22 protein-coding genes and 2 pseudogenes are annotated in these 18,068 nt (G+C 46.1%); 15 read left to right on the plus strand and 9 right to left on the minus strand.

Annotation, left to right across the window (positions count from 1 at the left end; genetic code table 11):
- Positions 1–38: 38 nt before the first annotated feature.
- Genes BC343_RS31910 through BC343_RS00115 form a run of 3 tightly spaced genes read right to left on the minus strand, consistent with a single transcriptional unit; the run spans position 39 to position 3,221 of the window.
- The gene (locus tag BC343_RS31910) at positions 39–245 is read right to left on the minus strand and encodes a helix-turn-helix domain-containing protein (RefSeq protein ID WP_078345687.1); all 207 of its coding nucleotides are present in this window, start codon (positions 243–245) and stop codon (positions 39–41) included.
- Positions 246–294: 49 nt separating this feature from the next.
- The gene (locus BC343_RS00110; protein WP_078345688.1) at positions 295–1,458 is read right to left on the minus strand and encodes a metallopeptidase domain-containing protein; all 1,164 of its coding nucleotides are present in this window, start codon (positions 1,456–1,458) and stop codon (positions 295–297) included.
- A gap of 32 nt (positions 1,459–1,490) precedes the next feature.
- Complete coding sequence (locus tag BC343_RS00115; RefSeq protein WP_078345689.1) at positions 1,491–3,221, minus strand: IPT/TIG domain-containing protein; 1,731 nt, start codon at positions 3,219–3,221, stop codon at positions 1,491–1,493.
- Between the two features lie 113 nt (positions 3,222–3,334).
- Here BC343_RS00115 and BC343_RS00120 point away from each other — a divergent pair, with 113 nt between their 5' ends.
- A complete protein-coding gene (locus tag BC343_RS00120) occupies positions 3,335–5,005 on the plus strand; it encodes a sensor histidine kinase (RefSeq protein WP_078345690.1) in 1,671 nt (556 codons plus the stop codon).
- Positions 5,002–5,625, plus strand: coding sequence for a response regulator transcription factor (locus tag BC343_RS00125; protein WP_078345691.1), 624 nt, complete (start codon positions 5,002–5,004; stop codon positions 5,623–5,625). Before BC343_RS00120 ends, BC343_RS00125 begins: the two co-directional genes overlap by 4 nt.
- Positions 5,626–5,675: 50 nt before the next feature.
- Here the strand turns inward: BC343_RS00125 and BC343_RS00130 are convergent, their stop codons facing one another.
- Positions 5,676–6,041 (minus strand): SpoIIAA family protein, encoded by a 366-nt coding sequence (locus BC343_RS00130; protein ID WP_078346460.1) that lies wholly within the window; start codon positions 6,039–6,041, stop codon positions 5,676–5,678.
- Between the two features lie 64 nt (positions 6,042–6,105).
- On the opposite strand from BC343_RS00130, the gene BC343_RS00135 reads away from it, so the two are divergent.
- Positions 6,106–6,285, plus strand: a complete 180-nt coding sequence (locus BC343_RS00135) for a hypothetical protein (RefSeq protein ID WP_078345692.1) — start codon at positions 6,106–6,108, stop codon at positions 6,283–6,285.
- A gap of 90 nt (positions 6,286–6,375) precedes the next feature.
- On the opposite strand, the pseudogene BC343_RS31915 reads toward BC343_RS00135, so the two are convergent.
- A pseudogene (locus BC343_RS31915) lies at positions 6,376–6,691 on the minus strand (SDR family oxidoreductase).
- A gap of 127 nt (positions 6,692–6,818) precedes the next feature.
- Positions 6,819–7,112 (minus strand): SDR family NAD(P)-dependent oxidoreductase, encoded by a 294-nt coding sequence (locus tag BC343_RS31770; RefSeq protein ID WP_262493346.1) that lies wholly within the window; start codon positions 7,110–7,112, stop codon positions 6,819–6,821.
- Between the two features lie 117 nt (positions 7,113–7,229).
- Between BC343_RS31770 and BC343_RS00145 the strand changes: the two genes are divergently transcribed.
- The 6 genes from BC343_RS00145 (at position 7,230) to BC343_RS00175 (ending at position 11,706) form a co-directional block, all read left to right on the plus strand.
- Entirely contained in the window at positions 7,230–7,514 is a 285-nt protein-coding gene (locus tag BC343_RS00145) for a hypothetical protein (RefSeq protein WP_078345693.1), read from the plus strand.
- Positions 7,515–7,826: 312 nt separating this feature from the next.
- Positions 7,827–8,684 carry an STAS domain-containing protein gene (locus BC343_RS00155; RefSeq protein ID WP_078345695.1) on the plus strand — a complete coding sequence of 286 codons (858 nt, stop codon included), beginning with the start codon at positions 7,827–7,829 and terminating at the stop codon, positions 8,682–8,684.
- A 7-nt stretch (positions 8,685–8,691) separates the two neighbouring features.
- Positions 8,692–9,105: an STAS domain-containing protein gene (locus BC343_RS00160; RefSeq protein WP_078345696.1), complete on the plus strand. Its 414-nt coding sequence runs from the start codon at positions 8,692–8,694 to the stop codon at positions 9,103–9,105.
- The gene (locus tag BC343_RS00165; protein WP_238381679.1) at positions 9,059–9,499 is read left to right on the plus strand and encodes an anti-sigma regulatory factor; all 441 of its coding nucleotides are present in this window, start codon (positions 9,059–9,061) and stop codon (positions 9,497–9,499) included. Before BC343_RS00160 ends, BC343_RS00165 begins: the two co-directional genes overlap by 47 nt.
- Positions 9,492–10,502, plus strand: coding sequence for a SpoIIE family protein phosphatase (locus BC343_RS00170; RefSeq protein ID WP_078345698.1), 1,011 nt, complete (start codon positions 9,492–9,494; stop codon positions 10,500–10,502). The genes BC343_RS00165 and BC343_RS00170 overlap by 8 nt, the downstream gene beginning before the upstream one ends.
- A gap of 4 nt (positions 10,503–10,506) precedes the next feature.
- Positions 10,507–11,706, plus strand: coding sequence for a sensor histidine kinase (locus tag BC343_RS00175; protein WP_078345699.1), 1,200 nt, complete (start codon positions 10,507–10,509; stop codon positions 11,704–11,706).
- A 50-nt stretch (positions 11,707–11,756) separates the two neighbouring features.
- Here the strand turns inward: BC343_RS00175 and BC343_RS00180 are convergent, their stop codons facing one another.
- Both BC343_RS00180 and BC343_RS00185 read right to left on the minus strand, forming a co-directional pair.
- Positions 11,757–12,491, minus strand: a complete 735-nt coding sequence (locus BC343_RS00180) for a DUF72 domain-containing protein (RefSeq protein ID WP_078345700.1) — start codon at positions 12,489–12,491, stop codon at positions 11,757–11,759.
- A gap of 430 nt (positions 12,492–12,921) precedes the next feature.
- Complete coding sequence (locus BC343_RS00185) at positions 12,922–13,197, minus strand: hypothetical protein (protein WP_078345701.1); 276 nt, start codon at positions 13,195–13,197, stop codon at positions 12,922–12,924.
- A 158-nt stretch (positions 13,198–13,355) separates the two neighbouring features.
- Here BC343_RS00185 and BC343_RS30895 point away from each other — a divergent pair, with 158 nt between their 5' ends.
- The gene (locus tag BC343_RS30895) at positions 13,356–13,577 is read left to right on the plus strand and encodes a hypothetical protein (RefSeq protein ID WP_156088727.1); all 222 of its coding nucleotides are present in this window, start codon (positions 13,356–13,358) and stop codon (positions 13,575–13,577) included.
- A 487-nt stretch (positions 13,578–14,064) separates the two neighbouring features.
- On the opposite strand, the gene BC343_RS00195 is transcribed toward BC343_RS30895, so the two are convergent.
- Complete coding sequence (locus BC343_RS00195; protein ID WP_078345703.1) at positions 14,065–14,418, minus strand: helix-turn-helix domain-containing protein; 354 nt, start codon at positions 14,416–14,418, stop codon at positions 14,065–14,067.
- A gap of 366 nt (positions 14,419–14,784) precedes the next feature.
- On the opposite strand from BC343_RS00195, the gene BC343_RS00200 reads away from it, so the two are divergent.
- From BC343_RS00200 to BC343_RS30900, 5 genes and pseudogenes are all read left to right on the plus strand, one after another.
- Positions 14,785–15,114, plus strand: a complete 330-nt coding sequence (locus BC343_RS00200) for a helix-turn-helix domain-containing protein (protein WP_078345704.1) — start codon at positions 14,785–14,787, stop codon at positions 15,112–15,114.
- Positions 15,115–15,670: 556 nt separating this feature from the next.
- Positions 15,671–16,294, plus strand: a complete 624-nt coding sequence (locus BC343_RS00205) for a hypothetical protein (protein WP_078345705.1) — start codon at positions 15,671–15,673, stop codon at positions 16,292–16,294.
- Positions 16,295–16,466: 172 nt separating this feature from the next.
- Positions 16,467–17,648, plus strand: a complete 1,182-nt coding sequence (locus BC343_RS00210; RefSeq protein ID WP_162276795.1) for a sensor histidine kinase — start codon at positions 16,467–16,469, stop codon at positions 17,646–17,648.
- A 12-nt stretch (positions 17,649–17,660) separates the two neighbouring features.
- Positions 17,661–17,804: pseudogene (locus tag BC343_RS31920) on the plus strand (ATP-binding protein); the annotation flags it as partial.
- Positions 17,805–17,899: 95 nt separating this feature from the next.
- Positions 17,900–18,043 (plus strand): hypothetical protein, encoded by a 144-nt coding sequence (locus BC343_RS30900; RefSeq protein WP_156088728.1) that lies wholly within the window; start codon positions 17,900–17,902, stop codon positions 18,041–18,043.
- Positions 18,044–18,068: the final 25 nt, after the last annotated feature.

The following is an 18,068-nucleotide window of genomic DNA, read 5'->3' on the forward strand; positions in this document are numbered from 1 at the left end:
TGTATTTGTACACCTTAAGGGGAATGCCACTATTCTATTTATGCAATTTTTAATACCGGCCGCAAGAGTTCACCCAAGCTGATGTCCAAAATTTCGCATAGGTGCAAAGCCTGCATAAGGGTTATGTTACATCGTCCGGTTTCAAATTTACTATAGGCATTTTGAGAGATACCGAGCTGTCGGGCCACATATTCCTGAGAATAATTTACTTTGAGCCGCCTTTGGCGTATAGCAGCGGCGATCATATGTCCATTGTAGAGCACGTTTTAAAGTTTAAAAATTCAGTTATTACCGTCATTTACGTTCATAAGCGATCGTGCTGCCCACATTTGAGGATGCCGTACATTTTACGGTGATGCCTGCATATGAAGCCTCTTGCCCAATGCTCAATGGCGCAGCTCTTTTAGTTTGGTCACTCAAATTAACCGGCAATACTTTGAGCACACCTTCCCCGTTTTTGATCTTCGTATCGATCAGGTAAACAACGGGGCCCTCCTTTTCCAGGTACTGGTCATAGTCGATGCGCCTGCGGTCTTCTACGATCAACGCGCTGGTCGCATCAATAGGCAGGACAAGCAACTTCATTCCCGTGCCAGACTCGACCGGGGTTAATTGTATTGTACCGGTGCCTTGGCCTCTAACACAAGTGACCTGTTGATCAGTGAACCAACCGAAAAGCCATTGTTCCCAGGCATTATAGGTAGGCGCAGTGCCATGGTTGCCCATAATGCTGAAATCGCCTACAAAACCATGCAAAGGGCCGTTGTACGCATAAAGGTCGGGCACCCCCATAGAATGGCCAAATTCATGCGGGAATAAAAAACCTAATGCATAAGTGATGTCACGCTGTATAGTGATCACATTGGTCATGATCCGCCCGTCGGCAGAGATGCCATTGTTCGACAGCCCCATAAAACTGGAGGACCGGGTGATCGCGCCCTGGTCGGGATTACACATGATCACCACCTCATCCACTTTCGTGAAATCGACATCGGCGTCCGCAAGGGCAACGGCCTCCTGGATGTAACGCTTATGCGAATCGAAAGTCAGGTTGTCGTACCCGTAATTATCCGACTTTTTGCTCATGCGGTACCATTTATATTGAGGTTGGAATACCACATTGGCTTTCCCGTGCGAAATGGTACTGATGAAGTTTTCAGATGCCGGTGACATCATACCATAAACTTCTTCCGGCCTGCGTGTTGCGGGGGCGTCCGGAAAGTCCACGAACAGTACTGCCACCTTTACTGTGCCAAGCGCCATGATGCGATTGGGGTCATGAGGGAAGCCGTAACTTACGTCGTTGCGGCCGCTGGCGTTCACGAATTTGCAGGTACTGCCGTCAGTAATGGTGAGCGATGTTGCGTCGCCGGTGCCCTTGCTGTTATCTTTTTTACAACCCGCAGTAGCAAGGATAAAGAGAATGGACGACAAGGCAATAAGGTTTAAAAATTTCATGATGATGGTTAAGCCGTATGTTTAAGGTTTAATTATTTGCAAAGTTCCACAGCATCTAGTGCTTCCTGCTGGGTGGCATAGCTGCCATTCCCCGTTAAAATAAGTGCGGCACGTGAACCGGTTTTAAAATACCCTATCCCAAAGTCGCAGCAAGGGGTGTATTTATAAGTATAAGCAGGAATTGCGTTCAACTTATTTATTTGTTCTTTTAAAGGGCAAATATCATTAAGGGATACGTTGTCCCTAATCGTGAGTAAAGGCAAGGTAGTTACATTTTGCAAGCCATCTAGCGAAGTAAGCTTGGGGTTGAGCAAAATATTGACACCGTTGAACACTACGGAACCGGCCAATGCCCCCGAAGTGATAGCAGGTGACGTAATGGTTTTGAGATTCTTCAGCCCTTGTAGGTTTTGCAGTTCGGAATTGCCGCTTAGCGACAATGAACCTGTACCGGTAAGCGCGCTGAAGCCGTCCATGCCGGTTATTGCCGTTCCGCTGAGCGACAATTTTCCGGCAACGGTGGTAAGCGCGCTGAAGTCTACTGTTGTTAGCGCAGGGCATTGGGAGATGGTAATGCCTGAACTATAATTGCCGGTGGTAGTGATGAGCGACCTCATGCTGACGGAAGTTAAAGCTGCGCAACCGCTGATGTCTACGCTCCGGATGGTGGTTAAGTTATCGGCTCTTAGCATTCTCGCTCCTGTGTTGGTAAGCGATATACTGCCAGTAGAGGTGATATTGCTTAAAAAGCCCAAATCGGTAAGTAAAGGAGTGTAATTGAGGGAGATATAGGAAGGAGCGGTTAAGCCTGAAAAATTTACGCTGCTCAGTTTGGCCATGTTGTTGACGTAAATACCACCGGTGAACCCTTGAAGGTTATTCAAATTGAGCGAAGTGAGGCCTGCATATACAAAGGAAAGTTCACCAGCCTTGGACAGTGTACTTAAAAAAGGTGCATCGGCCAAACCCTCCACATTTCGAAAGGAAACTTTACCCGATATGGAGGTGATAATAGATAGTCCCGCAACAGAATTTATATCCCCGCCGCTGATCTCCAGGTCGCCCGTTACCTGCAGCTGCTTGCCTTTATTCATATCAACAAAAGCGTCAACTTCTGCTTGCGAGGTCAAAATAACACTACCGTTCGAATAAGGTGCCAAAAGGCCCGGAGAAACATAGGTGTAGGGCGCGCTCAGTCCGAATATCTGAGGAGCAAGCGTGACGGTAACTTTCCCGCTGGCCGCCTTTGGGACGATTACTTTGAGCTCCGTAGGCGTAGCCGAATCGATCGTGCCCGGTATACCGCTGAATGAAACCACTGTGGTCAGGCCCGAAGCCTGCAGGCCGGTACCGGTAATGGTCACTACGCTACCTTCGCTCACCACGGTCGGCGAAATGGCGGTAATTTTGGGTATGGATACGTAAATGAACGAAGGCCCGCTGATCGTTTTACCCCCTATCACTGCCTTCACACTGCCGCTTGTGGTGACGGGCACCGTTACAATAAGCGCCGTGCCTGAACTATATTGTACCGGCGCATCAACACCATTAAAAGTAACCTTGACCTCAGAAGTGGCTGCGGGTAGGTTGCTGCCGGAAAGGGTAACAGACATCCCTTCGGTGACCATGCTAACTGAAAGGCTGCCCAGTGTTACGGCCGCAGCCCCGGTGCCGGGCTTTTCTTCGGGCGGCGTGTTGTTATCTTTTTTACAAGCGGCGATACTCAACAACACTAATATAAGGGCAGGTAAAAGTTTTTTCATGCGTTTTAATTATAACGCAAGTTACCTACAGCATCCGCTCGGGTCAATCCTCCAAATTGGGGGATTTTTAACTTAGCAGTGTGGGTGAGGGCCAAAATGAATTACCTTGCACCATGACTTGGTTCCAGCCATCCCCCGGTTCTATTACCGACCTTTCGATCGCCTGTATCGAACTGGTATTCCTGGTATATCTGCTGAGGTTAAAAAATAAGTCCGGCGATTGCTACCTCATGATATTCATTTATGCTACAGCACTGCCGGCCCAACTGGTTTCCTTCTTTGTCGGTTCGGTGGTTAATCCACCCGCTTCTCTTTACTGGCTAATGCTTTTCACAGAGGGCCTGCAATTCGTGGCCGTCATTTGGTGTTCCTACCGGTTCTATCAAAACAGTTTTCCCCGGGAGAGCTGGGTGGCCATCCTGGCCTATGTTTTCCTTTTTTGCTGTGCCGCTTATTTCTGGCTGACAGACTTTTACCTTTTCCACCGGATCGCTCTGAACCATATACTGTTTTTCGCCGGCCTGTATGTGGCGGCTACCTTGTGGTCAGCCATCAATTACATCCGAAAAATGAAGCTTTTTTTAAAAGAGCGTGGCGTCTTTTCTTTGAAACATGAATTGCTGCATCCCACTACGAGGGAAACAGCTTTATTCAGCGGGTTCGCCTTCAGCCTTTTTATCTATACCCTTATCCAAGCCATTATTTTCCTGTACGACCTGGATAGTGTGCCGCCGGGTTTCTTTTTAACATCGCTTTACTTGCTTTCCGTATCGATCACGGTCCTGGTAGGTTTTGCATACTTTAGTTACGCCCGCGAAAAAACCTCATTCGAAACCAAGATCGTGGGTATCACGCTGTTTCTAACATTGAGCGCTGTCACGCTGATACCGATCGTGTTATTCGGTGCTGATGGTACGCCCGAAACTACCGGCTACGTGAAAGTTTTCGTCATTATCGTCCCGGTAACTACGCTGGCCATTTGCTTTTTGTTACCCTTGCTGTTGCGTTATACGCTGCTTAAACACCTGAATAAAATAGTGGCAGGCGTTATACAGGTGGGCACGGGTGACCTGGACGCAAAGGTAGAAGTGCAGGTTAACGATGAAATTGGCAGGCTGTCCCGGCATTTCAACCGAATGACGGGCTCACTTAGGGAGCGTACCGAACAACTGAACAGTATGCGGGAAACCATTGCCACCGATTTTCATGACCAGACCGGGAATATGCTATCCGCCATTACCCGGCAGGCGGGGCTGCTTAAACTTAAGTTAAGCAGCGAACATGAACTGCAGCCCATGATCAGCAGTATCGTAGAAAACAGTAATGGGCTTTACGCCAGCAGCAAGGATTTTTTGTGGCAGCTTAACCACAACAGCGATGATCCGAATGAACTTTTCGATTACCTGACGGCTTACGGCCAACAATATTATAACCAGTTCGATATCGCATTTTCTGCAAGCGCCCCGGAATGCCATGGTGTGCAGTTAGACATTTCGGCTGCGCTGAACCTTATCTTCATCTTTAAAGAGGCCATGACGAATGTTGCCAAACATTCCGGAGCCGGTGAGGCCGTGCTTACCATGATATGTACTGCATCGCAGGCAACCTTCATCCTGCAGGATAATGGCTGCTGGAAAGAAGCCGACACCTCGCGGGAACATTACGGGCTGGGCAATATGGAGCGCCGATGCCGTAAACAAAACTTCAATTATCAGATTACCAAAAAAGCCAGTGGCACGCGCGTCGCCATCAGTGTCCCTGTGCACCTGCCCATATCTATATGAAGAAAAGAATCATTATCATTGAAGACAACAGTAAGATCAGGGAAGGCTTCGCAGCCGTCATCGAAACATCGGGCGAATATTTCGTGGCCGGCCAATATGATAATTGCGAAGAAGCGTTAAAAAAACTACCGGATGACCGGCCTGACCTTGTGTTAATGGATATCGATCTGCCCGGTATGAACGGTATAGAGGGTACCATGCGGATCAGGAAGCAGCTTCCGGATTGTATCGTGCTCATCATAACGGTTTTGGAAGACAGCCAAAAGGTTTTCCAGTCGCTTTGTGCCGGCGCGGGCGGATATATCGTTAAAAATTCGGATATCGAACACATCCTGCAAAATATCGCGGAAGCTTTCTCGGGCGGGGCACCGATGAGCTTGCATATCGCTAAGATGGTGGTCCGCTCGTTCGGCCGCGCGCAGGACTCGCCGCTTTCTGAGCGGGAACGAGAAGTGCTTAAAGGCATTTCGGAAGGGAAAAGTTACAGTAAGATCGCGTTGGAGCTTTTTATCAGTAAAGAAACCGTCCGTAGCCATATAAAAAACATTTACCAAAAACTGGCCGTTAACAGCAAGTCCGAAGCGCTGAAAGTTGCCGGGAACAACCGGTGGCTGGGATAACATTAATTAGTTAGCGCAGGATTCGCACCGAAACAGGCAACAAAAGCATATTATTCCTCGATGACCCAATCCTCGGCTTTTTTCAATTCATCCGGGCTAAAGCCCTTCGACTTACCGGGAATTGCCAATTGGAAGGCGTCTGTAAACCATTCCACCGCCTTTTGGTCGCTTACAACGGCAATTCGGTGCCAGTGGGTATAATGTTTTAAACCCGCCAACATATCTTTCCACCAGGCGGCAAGGGTGAAGTTTTGCACGCCTGTTTCTAATACCAATAAATACCGAATCTCGCCGGTTCGCTTTACCAATTCGTCGAGTCCTGGAAGTAACACAGTTTCCATGTCTTCTTTCGTTACTTCGCCAGCGGCACATACACCGAGTACCTCCGGCGGCAATTCGTTTATTTTTGTTAACATAATAAAATAACAACAAAAATTACAGGCTGTTTTAAACTGGTACAGCAATTGTTGCGGGTATGGCATGAATGAAGAAAACGAAAAAATCGAGGCGCTGACCGGGCCCGACGACATCATTGATACCAAGGCCGATGACGCTAACGCGGAGAAACACAAAACGCAAGAAGAACTGGAAGGTACCGAACCTTCTAAAGACGAAACCCAAATAAATAAAGCAGACACGGAAATAAAAAGGAGCGAGTAATTAGAGCAGTATGATTATTGCTTTTCTGTGCGTTCGCTCGATAATGATAAACGATGAAAATAATGGAATTTATGCTGGGATGCCGGTATTTTATCGAAAGGAAGCGTCGTCTGAGGCCAGAAATACATAAGCGGGGGCAATTTCGGAGGGTTGGCCCGCGCGTTTCATAGCCGTTTCACTGCCGAATTTTTTTATCTTTTCATCATCTAAACTTGATACGATAAGTGGCGTCCAAACCGGCCGTGGTGCTACGGCATTTACCCGATGCCTTTTCGGTCAGGTTGGTGGCGAGCGAGCGGGTGAAAGTGGTGATAGCGCCTTTTATATAAGAATAGTCGATCAGCGCGGGAGATGAACGGTGGGCAGTGACGGAAGTGGTATTGATGATCGTATCGCCCGCTTTCATATACCTCAGCAAAAAAGAAGTAGGCGTAAATGTTGGTGCGGAAAGTGGCACCTAATTGTTTTTCATCGATAGCCTTGACGTCCTTTTCCGGGAACTGGATGGTGGCATTATTCACCACGATATTCAGTTAGCCAAATTCGCCCATCGCTTTTTGAATTGCCTTTTTGCGAAATTTTGCGCGTTTGACGCCCCCTTTTATCAGCAGGCATTTCCTGCCTGCCGCTTCAATAATTTCACTAGTAGCCTTCGCGTCGATTTCCTCATCCAGGTAAACAATGGCAAGGTCGGCACCTTCTTTGGCGTAGTGTACCGCCACTGCGCTCCCTATACCGCTATCGCCGCCTGTGATCAGCGCTACTTTACCTTTAAGCTTCCCAGCGGGTTTGTAACTGCTTTTGATATATTCCGGCGCCGGGTCCATTTTGGCTTTTATGCCCGGCTATTTGCTTTGTTTTTTTGCTGCCTTTGCCATGTTATGAAAACTGGGTATGTAAATTATAGTTTAATAAATTATAATCCTTAATAAAGACTAACGCCTATGAACCAGGAAAAAATTTACTTTCAAGATCGCTTTTGTAACGATAAAGAATGTTTGCCGCTTACGGAAGCAATTAAAAGAACCTTATCTCCCGAAGATCAGTATCAGCCTGAATGCGTAGTTATAAAATTCAAAAAGTGGGGCGAGTACGGCATTAAAGCCTATTACAGGGTTAACAACCAGTTGTTTTACGCAACGGCAAAAATGGATTTGTCAGGTAAAATATTGTCGAAAAAATTGAATGCTAAAAATGGTAAGGGCAGTTTGCTGAAACTGGCGGTATGATGCGCATAGAAGATTCCCGCGGGGTTTCTTCGGGGAGGTGGATTATTTTGCTTTCGGCCGGAATTAAGGCTCCGGCCATCGAATTTGAAAAAAAAATATTCGGATCACATTTTTGCACCGGTAGGGGCGATGTCGTTAGTTGTATTCAGTTCATTCAGCCCGGTTCGATCAAATTTTCTCTGAATATTATTTACGAATACCATTAATTTCTAGGAAATGTGTCAGGATAAATATTCCTAATTTTTTTAAGATCATAATAATTTTCTTTCTAAAAAAAATAACGTACCATTACACACAATATAATTACTACCTATGGCTATTGATATAACCAAGATCTTTAAAAAGAAACAAACCGAAATCCTGGAACGATGGATGCAGAACCAATTGGCCGATGCCGGTTTGCGGGAAGACCTGATGAGCAATGAGGACCTGCGAGCCGAATCTGAGGAACTTATCACCGCATTGGTAAAAAGTTTGAACGATAAAAACCTGTCAGATGCAGATTCAGGGGATTTTGATCATGTGATCGAGATATTGAGCGGGATCTCGATTTCCCGCGCGCGCCAAGGTTACAGCCCGCGTGAGACTGGGCTGTTCATCATGAGCCTTAAGCAAGCTTTGATAGAGGTGGTGCAGGACGAAATAGAAGGCCCTAAAGAACTGGTAGAGGTGACCTTAAAGCTGAATCGTTTGATGGATAGCTTTTCTATCATCACCTTCGAAACCTTTATCAAAGGCCGCGAAGAGGTCATCCTGCGCCAAACGGATGAGATCTCAGAAATATCGACACCTGTCATCCGCGTGTGGGATGGCATCATTGCGCTACCCATAATCGGAACGCTGGATAGTGCCCGCACGCAGGTCGTAATGGAAAGCCTGCTGACCGAGATCGTAGAATCTGAAAGCAGCGTAGCTATTTTAGATATTTCCGGCGTGCCAACTGTAGATTCTTTGGTGGCGCAGCATTTATTAAAAACAGTTAGCGCTACCCGTTTAATGGGAGCAGAGTGTATCATCAGCGGTATACGCCCGGAGATCGCGCAGACTATCGTTCACCTCGGTATCGACCTTTCCGGGATCGTTACTAAGGCTACATTGGCCAGTGCGCTGCAGTACGCGTTTAGAACATTAAGGTTAGTAGTAAAAAAGGAAGTTAAAGCGATCTCATAAAACAGTTATGGACAGAATTCCTATTTTAAAGATGGGGCAATTCCTGTTGGTTACTATACAAGTCGACCTTTATGACAGGCTTGCGCTCGACCTGGAAGCCGATTTGGTGCGTATGGTGAGCAAAACAGGGGCAAAGGGTATATTAATAGATATCTCTGCGGTAAGCATCGTGGATTCGTTCATGGGGCGTATTATTGGCAATATCGGCGTCATGTCTAAATTATTAGATGCCGAGACCGTCGTGGTTGGTATGCAGCCGGCGGTGGCTATTACGCTGGTGGAATTGGGTTTACCATTAAAGGGGGTTTATACTGCCCTTAATGTAGAAAAGGGTATGGATCTGCTCAAGTTAAAGATTCAGGTTACTGACGAAGATGAAACAGATCCTGAATATGATCACAGCGACGATATCTCTGAATAAAGACCATATGCCCGTTCAGCGTGACCAGGACGTTGTGCCCTTCCGCAACCGCGTTAAAGAGTATGCCACCAAGATAAGAATGGGCTTGGTGAATCAAACAAAACTGCAAACCGCTGCAAGCGAACTGGTGCGTAATATGTTGCGCTACGGCGGTGGTGGCGAGATCCTGATAGAAGTGGTTTCGCGCGGGCGGGATAACGGCATCCGTTTGACTTTTAGCGACAAAGGGCCGGGCATAGCAGATATTGCCATGGCTATGAAGGATGGGTATAGTACAGGTAAAAGTTTAGGGCTCGGCCTGCCGGGTACTAAACGCTTGGTGAACGAATTCGATATTAAGAGTGAATTGGGAAAGGGGACAAAAGTGGTGATCTTAAAATGGGCAAATGGTTGACGCAACACACATCAGCTTTGATGCCTCGGACAGAAGCTATTACGCACTTATCAAAAAGGAAGTTCATAATATAGCGCTCTCTGCAGATTTTTCGGAGAAACGGATCGCTGAACTCGATATTATTGTTGCCGAGCTAACTTCCAATTTACATAAGTATGCCAATAACGGTGAATTGCTTGTCGGGTATTTTAAGGATAGCGAACACGAGTATATCGAACTGATCAGTATAGATAGCGGCCCGGGCATGAGCGATGTTCCGCGGATGATGACGGACGGTTACTCCACCACCAATACGATGGGCCATGGCTTGGGAAGTATCAAACGGCTGTCAGACCAGTTCGATATTTTTTCGGCGAAAGGCTGGGGCACGTTATTGGTTAGCCGGGTATTCAAATCGCCTCCCGCGAAGTTACGGCGCAAAGCCACGATAACAGTTAAAGCCTTAGTGGTTGCTAAACCCGGGGAAAAAGCCAGCGGGGACGGTTATTATTTAAAAGCAACGGAAGATCACATAAAGGTGATGCTGGCCGATGGTTTGGGCCATGGGGTAGAGGCGAACCTGGCGGTAAATGAAGCCGTAAAGGCTTTCAAGCAATGCCCGTCGAACTCGCCGGTAGAGATCATTCGTTATATTCATCCGGCGGTGAGGAAAACGCGTGGACTGGTAGCCACCATCGCCGTTTTTGATCTGAAGGCGTCGCTCATCACGTTGGCAGGGGTCGGAAATATCTCTTCTAAGCTGAGCGGCCCTTTGCAATCAAAAACCTCACTCGCATACAATGGCATCATAGGGCATAACATCCCGAATACCATGAATGATCAGCGTATGAAAATGGAGGAGTACCAACAACTTACGATGTGCTCTGATGGTATTCGGTCCAGATGGGAATCAGGTAAACAAGCAAGCTTGCTACGCTGCGATATTATCCTGCAAGCCGCGGCAATTTATAAAGATCATGCACGCCGTACAGATGATATGTCGGTGCTTATAGCTAAAATATAGACATATGACACAATTGACCGCGATATCCCTTGAGAATGAAATGGACCTTACGCTGGCCTATAAAAGATCTATGCGCGTAGGCGAATTATTGGGCCTTACTATTTCCACACAAACGGCTTTCGCTACCGCCGTTTCGGAGGTATGCCGGGAGGTGATCGACAAGGCATTCGAAGGTCTGGCAACGCTGGGTGCTACGCAGGATAATGGCCGCTTTTTTATGGCGGCAAGGATCACCTGCCGTATCGATGAGATATTTAACCGGAGTAATGAAGGTTTAGAGTATGCCCGAAAGTTGGTGCCGGTGCTCGACCTTGAGGCCGCCGGGGATCTTTTGACCATAAATTTAAAACTGGGTATCCCGAGGTCTGTGAGGCTCGACCAGCGGAAAGTGAATGCGGTTAAACTACAGTTAGAGGCCGAAGGGCCAATGAGTGCATACGAGGAGGTTAAGCAGCGGAACGCGCAATTGTCTGAACTGAACCAACAACACGAGTTGGCTTTGACACACGCAAGCTACCTGGACCAAAAGAAGAACGAATTTTTATCGGTAGCAAGCCATGAACTAAATTCCCCGCTTACGATACTGCGGTCTTTTGCGCAACTCGCGCTTCGCGAAAATAAGGGCCAGAATGTCGCCCTGGAAAAGTTTTTGGTGAAGATCGAAACTCAGACCGCTAAGTTGAGTAACCTGGTACGGCAACTAATGGATATATCCCGCATGGAGGAAGGCCAGGTGAATTATCAAAGGGAAGCGACCGAATTAACGCCCTACCTGGAGTCGATACGGGAGCCTTTACAGTTGCTGGTAGCTGGCCACCTGTTAGAAGTGAACGTCGACGAGGATATGACCGTTATGATAGATCGCCTTCGGATAGAACAAGTGCTGATGAACCTTGTGGGTAACGCAGCTAAATATTCTCAGCCGGGAAAGAGAATAGCAATTAACCTTGCGCGCAAAGACCTATCCGCAATAATAAGTATTACTGATGAAGGGATAGGGATGAGCACGGAAACCACTAAACGCGTTTTCGAAAAATTTTACCGCAGCGAGTTAGCGGAGAAAAAGTATAGCGGTTTGGGAATGGGGCTTTATGTTTCTTCGCGCATCATTTCTGACCACGGAGGCGGCCTGAAGATCGAAAGTGAGGAAGGGAAAGGTTCAATACTCACCATTAACCTTCCATTAGAGCCTGTACAAGGGTGAAACCGTTTTTGCAACGGCAGGCTGGGTTCATCTTCTTAAATAAGGAGCGATCATCCATTATGGCCATTCAAAAAATATTTTAATCGCTGAAGGTCTTGCAGTGCTGCGCCCGCAGTATTGTTAAAATAGGTATAAACAGTTTTTCCGTCAGCCAGCCATTCGCTGATGTAACTTGCGTATTCATGTAAGACTTGATCACTGTAGCTGCCTTTATAGCGCCCCTCAGGCCCATGGAAACGCAGGTATACCCAACTATCAGCGGTTAGCTCCATAGGCGTATGAGATGACGGCATATCCTGCAACACCAGCGCGGCCCGGTGCTGGTAGAGTAGGTCGTATACCCGGTCATTATACCAGGAGGAATGACGAAATTCGACCGCGACCGGCCAGGTATAGTTGGACAGTAATGTGAGTAATTCTCTCAATTGAGAAAATGCCGGATAATGCAGGCTTGGCGGAAATTGTAATAGCAGAGTTCCTTTTCGGCTTTCAACAGGAGCCAGGGCGTTCATGAAATCTTCAAGTGCCGAAGATGAAAACAGCAGGCTTTTTTCGTGTGTGATCTCCTTCCAAAGTTTGAACGTGAAGCGGAAGTGTGGTGGTACCTCATCAACCCATTTGGCTATAGTTTTCGAGCGAGGCAATTTGTAAAAAGAACTGTTGACTTCAAGGCTATTCTCCAATAACGCATAATAGCCCAGCCTCGACCTATCCTGATGTATCGCAGGAAATTCGCGTTTAGGTATCGGTATCTGGAGTCCGCTTGTGCCGCCGAAAAAGTTCATATTAATAGAACACGCTCATCTTCCCTATGTTTGATGGCGGGTTACGGAAGTGGAGCTGAAAGGTTTTATTCCTTTTGTAAAATTAGTAACAGCGGCGTAAATAGGCCAAAATAAAGAGATGTAGAATGGAGTGCAGAAGGCAGGAAGCTGTTTTAAGCAGCGATCAAAAAGCTGTTAATAACCTGCCCGGTTATAGGTTTAAGGCCCGACGTCATGAATGATAATGTAACGCCGTTACTGCCGGGCTCATACAGGCGCCAAAAAGTTATATATCCAACGAAAAGAATACCCCCGCAAAATTCCGGTGGGCATATTGGGCCTAAGCAGCCCGGGCATGCGGTATCCGGTTAGTCTGAAAACATATATATGTTAAGGGTTTACAGCAACGCCGTTAAATTTATGGTTATAAAACGCTGTAAGTCCGGAATTCTTAAGCAGCGCGGTCAAAATGATCTTGCATGATCTTATTCAACTCACGGTCCGCGCATTCCCACACGAGTGGCCGGGCATCTGTAAAGCCTGCTTTTTGAAATATAAAATACATGGTTTGGCCAGGCATTTGCACATGCCGGTAACTCCATGGGCTGGCAAACTCTCCGGCAGATAACACCAACAATTCAGCTGGTATTTCAAAAGGCTGAGGAAGAACATTTAATATCTGTTTAAAACGTTCAAGCCTCTCATTCATCAGAAGGTCATAGTTCATTATTTATGAATTGTCAGCGTGATAAATTGTTTGAGCCATTATATTTTATTTCAATAAGAACCATTCCTGACGCCCTGCAACAGCGGCACGCAACTTCCGTTTTGTATTATTTTTTATCATAAATAGCTACAGGATCATTTAATTCGAAAGCTTAACTTATGTTCAAGAATCTGATTATTCATCTAACTAATGCTGTCGGGCCTTATCATTGCCTTTCATCGGAGGAATATTACCCGGTGGAAGTTCTTCCGGCTCGTGTTGAGGGGCTTCCTCGGGAGTTTCAGGTGTATGCGGGTCATGAGGTTGCTTTATTTCAGGCTTTTTATCCGGAAGCGGCATCTCAGGCTGCTCTGCGGGAAATGTTTTGTGTTTTGTCATGAAAAAATAACATGCTAAGTTGAGATTTGTTAGTGCAGGTGCCGTTAGAAGCTTGCTAAGAAGTATTCTTATCAGTCTGTAACGGGTTCGCGGGCGGACTAAAGCTATAGAATAATTTAAAATAAGTTTGAATTAGTAGGCCCTAGGGGGGTTATATAAATGCTTGTTCACCATTCAGGGCTGCAAAAAGGGGAACGGTATACTCCGCTCCCCGATCATTTAACTTATACTAATTATCCCGTTTTACCTTCTCAAAAGACATGCCACTTGATCTAAAAGCCAGGCGGAAAGCCATCGCGATCGCTATTGCACTGTTATAAGCTTCATGTAAAATAAACAGGACAGCGACGCTTTGAATATTAAATATCCAGAAACTATAGCTATACTATTTAACTTCACAATGTGAAAGAGAGCACCTAACCTAATTTCTTTGCGGCCATCATACGCATTCCAACCCGTTATAACGGCGCGAAAGCGTTAGTTTAGTTGTTATTTTTTGAGTAATTCTTCATACAAGGATATCACCTTACGCTGAAGTAGTTTGATCTCTTCATCGTAAAGGGCAAGGCGTTCTTTTAAAGCCTCTACCTCCTTGCTTTGGGTATTAACATTTTCGCTATTGATCCCGGCCAATAAAAAAGATATGTCGATCTCAAAAATGTCTGATAATTGCTGTAACCGGGATAAGTTAATATCTGTCACGCCCGTCTCTATCTTAGAGACAGCCGGAGTGGAGATGCCGAGAAGCCCGGCAACTTTACTCAGGTTGAATCCTTTTTCTTTTCGTACACCTCGAATGCGGTCACCAACCTTTTTCACGGTCAAGCTATTTAAACCAGTCATAGTAAATTAATCAGGGATACAATAATAATAACTTTAAGTTAATTATTACTGCCTCCCTTGATCAATATTTAGGGCATAGATGCGCATCAGATTTCTAAAACCATCGTTCACTCAATTTGAGTGATGCCCCTTAACACTCTCCAGATGATATAAGAGGATAAATTTGCGATCTCCAGCAAAGAAGGCGGCGTGAAAAGTATTTTTGGCGGGAGAAGTGCTTCCCATTGTATCGTGGCCTGAAGTTCACTTTTGCGGGGAAATACCAAACAGTTGAGGACGATATATGATCTAAGAGTTTTAGCCTAAACCAATATTTGGGGATCAACATATAAAATCATTTCTTTCCGCTCATTCGCTTTTAACCCGATGAAAAGTATTGGTAAAACTATTCGTTTGCTCAGGCGCCAGCGTGGTTGGGCCCAAAGGGATGCTGCGAGCAGGCTGGGGATATCAATTCCGGTCTTCTCCAAGATCGAAGCCGGCATTACGGACATGAGCCTATCGCGTATTCAGCAGATCGCTGACTTGTTCGGCCTGCCTATAGTAGATATACTCGCTAATCGCCAGGTTTCAGATCATCTCCCCAGGGATTTGTTAATTGCGGCGAACAAAAAACTTCTCCGGCGGGAAAATGAGATCACGGAACTCCGTCTTAAAATTATTGAATTATCGGAGCAACTGAAGCTGCCGGCATAAGTTCATAAATTTCTCTACAGGCATTCTTTTCTGTCCTGAGCAACGGCAAATAGCGAGTCCGTTTGCGTTATTCGGACATCTGTCAGCGTTTTTCGAAATAATATAAAATTTTTTTTATTTTGAACTACGTAATGGAATGGAAAAAAGTCAACTTTACTATAGTTTATTTATTTATGCTATGCGCAGGTTGCAATACACCCAGGCATTTTAACGGAGAACCAGGTAATTCTTCAAAACCATAAAGGCCCTTTATCGATCTTCAGTATTGGGAACTGGAATTCGCGTTATGTGGTTCTAACACTTTTGGATGCTCAGCATCATTATTTTATCATAAAAGCTCCAAAAGACCCTAAATATATTACCGGGGCGATCTATAGCGAATGATCATTCAGCCATCAAAGGAAACAAGTTCTGAAGGGAGATTGCTTTAGGATCAGCTTGTTGACGGATAATTACGGAAGCGATGCTGTACAGCGAGCGATTAGGAACTTTTAATGTACATCGTCAACGGCATACGGCCGGCAAATAATGTATATTTAAAGGCCCCATTTTTGATATGAATGCCAAACTCTTATTCCTATTTTTACTGATTTCCAGCCTGCTCCGGTTGAATGCCCGGGCCGCTAAGGTTCCGGCATTCGATCATTTACCCCCCGGCGGCATCGATATCATTGAGGGATGGCGTTTCACCGGCGAGGACGGAGCCGGATTCGCTGCTCCTGAATATAATGATAAAAGTTGGCGGATTATCCACCCGGAAAAACCACTCAGCCAATTGCCTGAATTAAAAGGGGTCAGTATCGGCTGGATGAGAACCCATTTTACGGTCGGCCCTGAATTAAGTAAAAGGTCTTTGATCCTATCTGTATTCCAAACCTGCGCTTCAGAAATTTTTTTGGATGGCGAACTGATACTGCGGCACGGTGTCATAAGCCGTAGCGGAAATGAGGTAATTCCGATAGGAGCGAACCTGCCCGAAGAAGAGTTGCACCTCAGTGCAGGCAAAGAGCATGTCCTTGCTATACGGTTCGCCCCCTGGCGGCCTGGTTTTCATATGCATACAGATGGTTACTTGCTTTGGCTGACCCTTAATAATTTTTCAAATTGGCAAGCCAATAATAAGGCTATCGATGAGAGCAATGGTACTTATACGGTACTTGTGTCGGTTTTTTTCTTTTGACTTTATTACACCTGTCTTTTTACCGTTACGACCCCGCGCAGCGCGCCGATCTTTTTTCAGCCTCTATGCCGGAATTTCCACCTTAACCTTTCTGTTGGTGGTACTTCAAGGCTGGGTGCAGGATATCAGGCTATATACACTTGTGCGTGTACCCGCTTTTTTGCTATCGCTAATGCCGGCGATATGGTCCATCAAGGCGCTGAGTACCCTTTTCGGCTTTAACACCCGGAAGATGGTAGCAGTGACATGGGCGGTTTACGTGATCAGCATCGCAGGGATACTTTTATGCGGAACCAGGTTTTGGAATTTTGACGGTGTATTGATCTTATTCGAAGTGATCCAGGTATCGCTTTTAGCTAAAGCCCTTGTGGCGCAGAAGAGTGGTGCGGGTATCATCACGGCGGGATTTGCTGTGTCGATAAGTGCTGCAACGCTTTCATCTGTCGTGCAATACTGGGATATCCACGTAAGCTTACTGTGGTTTCAAACTTTTATTGGTATTACCTACATAGCGCCAGCTTTAGGTATTTCTCTTTACCTCGCAAGGGAGTTCGCTCTTAAAAGCGGCCTATTACGGGAAAAACTGGTTCAGGTAGAGTTATTGTCAAAGAAGAACCTTGCTCAAGAACAGGAAAAGCAGTTATTACTGTTCCAGCAAAACGAACGGTTAGAAGCGCAGGTCGCCCAGCGCACCTCAGCATTGCACGGGTCGTTGGAAGAGCTACGCGCTACGCAGGAACAACTGATCCAAGCCGAGAAAATGGCATCGCTGGGTGAGCTGACGGCCGGTATAGCACACGAGATCAAAAATCCCTTGAATTTTATCAATAATTTTTCTGAGCTGAGCACCGAATTGCTAGATGAAATGGGGGAAGAACTTCGAAAAGGTGCTTATGGAGAGGCAGAGGCGATCAGCGCCGATCTAAAACAAAACCTCGAAAAGATTTGCCATCACGGTAAACGGGCCGATAATATCGTAAAAGGAATGCTGGAGCATTCCCGCAGTGCGTCGGCACGAAAACAACCTACTGATATTATTAAACTCGCCAACGAATGCCTCCAACTATCTTACAAAAGCTTCCAACTGAAGGATAGCTTTTTTATCGCGGATATCACCATGGATGCCGGCGGTACATTAGCCGAAATAGTGGCCGTGCCACAGGATATTGGCCGTGTTCTATCAAATATGTTCAGTAATGCTTTCTATGCTTTGCAACAACGGCAGAAGCGGCTTGGACATGGTTATAACCCCGCGCTGAGTGTGAAGATCTATCAAGCTTCAGGGAATGTGATCATAGAAGCCAGGGATAATGGAACCGGCATCTCCAAATCCATAATGAACAAGATCATGTAACCATTCTTTACCACCAAGCCGACAGGTGAAGGAACAGGACTAGGGTTGTCGCTTAGTTATGACATCGTGGTTAAAGGCCATGGAGGGAAAATAGATATCAGCTCTGTCGAGGATCTAAGTACCGAAGTGGTTATATCTTTACCTGTGGGAGTATAGTGTATGGATTTGTCCATCAGGGGCTTTTGCGCCGGATAGATCATGGTAATTCCTATCTTTCGCAAACCAAATGGCGCATTTATCATTTCTTAAAAATGGGAAAGATCGATAATGCTGATGATCTAAAGACTGCGATCGCTTCGCTAAAAAGGCAGGTAAAGCAAAGCGAGGTTATAATGGCCGCGCAGTTCAGCGATAAACGCGCTATCCTTCGAACCTTAAGGAGCTTAATACCCTAGAGGAAAAAGAAGATCAATATCCGCG

This window comes from Mucilaginibacter pedocola, from assembly GCF_002013915.1.
Taxonomy (GTDB): domain Bacteria; phylum Bacteroidota; class Bacteroidia; order Sphingobacteriales; family Sphingobacteriaceae; genus Mucilaginibacter; species Mucilaginibacter pedocola.

Excerpts from the sequence above, each read along its gene's own strand:
- BC343_RS31910 (WP_078345687.1), bottom strand. The coding sequence starts at position 245 with ATGATCGCCGCTGCTATACGCCAAAGGCGGCTCAAAGTAAATTATTCT.
- BC343_RS00110 (WP_078345688.1), bottom strand. The coding sequence starts at position 1,458 with ATGAAATTTTTAAACCTTATTGCCTTGTCGTCCATTCTCTTTATCCTT.
- BC343_RS00115 (WP_078345689.1), bottom strand. The coding sequence starts at position 3,221 with ATGAAAAAACTTTTACCTGCCCTTATATTAGTGTTGTTGAGTATCGCC.
- BC343_RS00120 (WP_078345690.1), top strand. The coding sequence starts at position 3,335 with ATGACTTGGTTCCAGCCATCCCCCGGTTCTATTACCGACCTTTCGATC.
- BC343_RS00125 (WP_078345691.1), top strand. The coding sequence starts at position 5,002 with ATGAAGAAAAGAATCATTATCATTGAAGACAACAGTAAGATCAGGGAA.
- BC343_RS00130 (WP_078346460.1), bottom strand. The coding sequence starts at position 6,041 with ATGTTAACAAAAATAAACGAATTGCCGCCGGAGGTACTCGGTGTATGT.
- BC343_RS00135 (WP_078345692.1), top strand. The coding sequence starts at position 6,106 with ATGAATGAAGAAAACGAAAAAATCGAGGCGCTGACCGGGCCCGACGAC.
- BC343_RS31770 (WP_262493346.1), bottom strand. The coding sequence starts at position 7,112 with ATGGACCCGGCGCCGGAATATATCAAAAGCAGTTACAAACCCGCTGGG.
- BC343_RS00145 (WP_078345693.1), top strand. The coding sequence starts at position 7,230 with ATGAACCAGGAAAAAATTTACTTTCAAGATCGCTTTTGTAACGATAAA.
- BC343_RS00155 (WP_078345695.1), top strand. The coding sequence starts at position 7,827 with ATGGCTATTGATATAACCAAGATCTTTAAAAAGAAACAAACCGAAATC.
- BC343_RS00160 (WP_078345696.1), top strand. The coding sequence starts at position 8,692 with ATGGACAGAATTCCTATTTTAAAGATGGGGCAATTCCTGTTGGTTACT.
- BC343_RS00165 (WP_238381679.1), top strand. The coding sequence starts at position 9,059 with ATGAAACAGATCCTGAATATGATCACAGCGACGATATCTCTGAATAAA.
- BC343_RS00170 (WP_078345698.1), top strand. The coding sequence starts at position 9,492 with ATGGTTGACGCAACACACATCAGCTTTGATGCCTCGGACAGAAGCTAT.
- BC343_RS00175 (WP_078345699.1), top strand. The coding sequence starts at position 10,507 with ATGACACAATTGACCGCGATATCCCTTGAGAATGAAATGGACCTTACG.
- BC343_RS00180 (WP_078345700.1), bottom strand. The coding sequence starts at position 12,491 with ATGAACTTTTTCGGCGGCACAAGCGGACTCCAGATACCGATACCTAAA.
- BC343_RS00185 (WP_078345701.1), bottom strand. The coding sequence starts at position 13,197 with ATGAACTATGACCTTCTGATGAATGAGAGGCTTGAACGTTTTAAACAG.
- BC343_RS30895 (WP_156088727.1), top strand. The coding sequence starts at position 13,356 with ATGTTCAAGAATCTGATTATTCATCTAACTAATGCTGTCGGGCCTTAT.
- BC343_RS00195 (WP_078345703.1), bottom strand. The coding sequence starts at position 14,418 with ATGACTGGTTTAAATAGCTTGACCGTGAAAAAGGTTGGTGACCGCATT.
- BC343_RS00200 (WP_078345704.1), top strand. The coding sequence starts at position 14,785 with ATGAAAAGTATTGGTAAAACTATTCGTTTGCTCAGGCGCCAGCGTGGT.
- BC343_RS00205 (WP_078345705.1), top strand. The coding sequence starts at position 15,671 with ATGAATGCCAAACTCTTATTCCTATTTTTACTGATTTCCAGCCTGCTC.
- BC343_RS00210 (WP_162276795.1), top strand. The coding sequence starts at position 16,467 with ATGCCGGCGATATGGTCCATCAAGGCGCTGAGTACCCTTTTCGGCTTT.
- BC343_RS30900 (WP_156088728.1), top strand. The coding sequence starts at position 17,900 with ATGGGAAAGATCGATAATGCTGATGATCTAAAGACTGCGATCGCTTCG.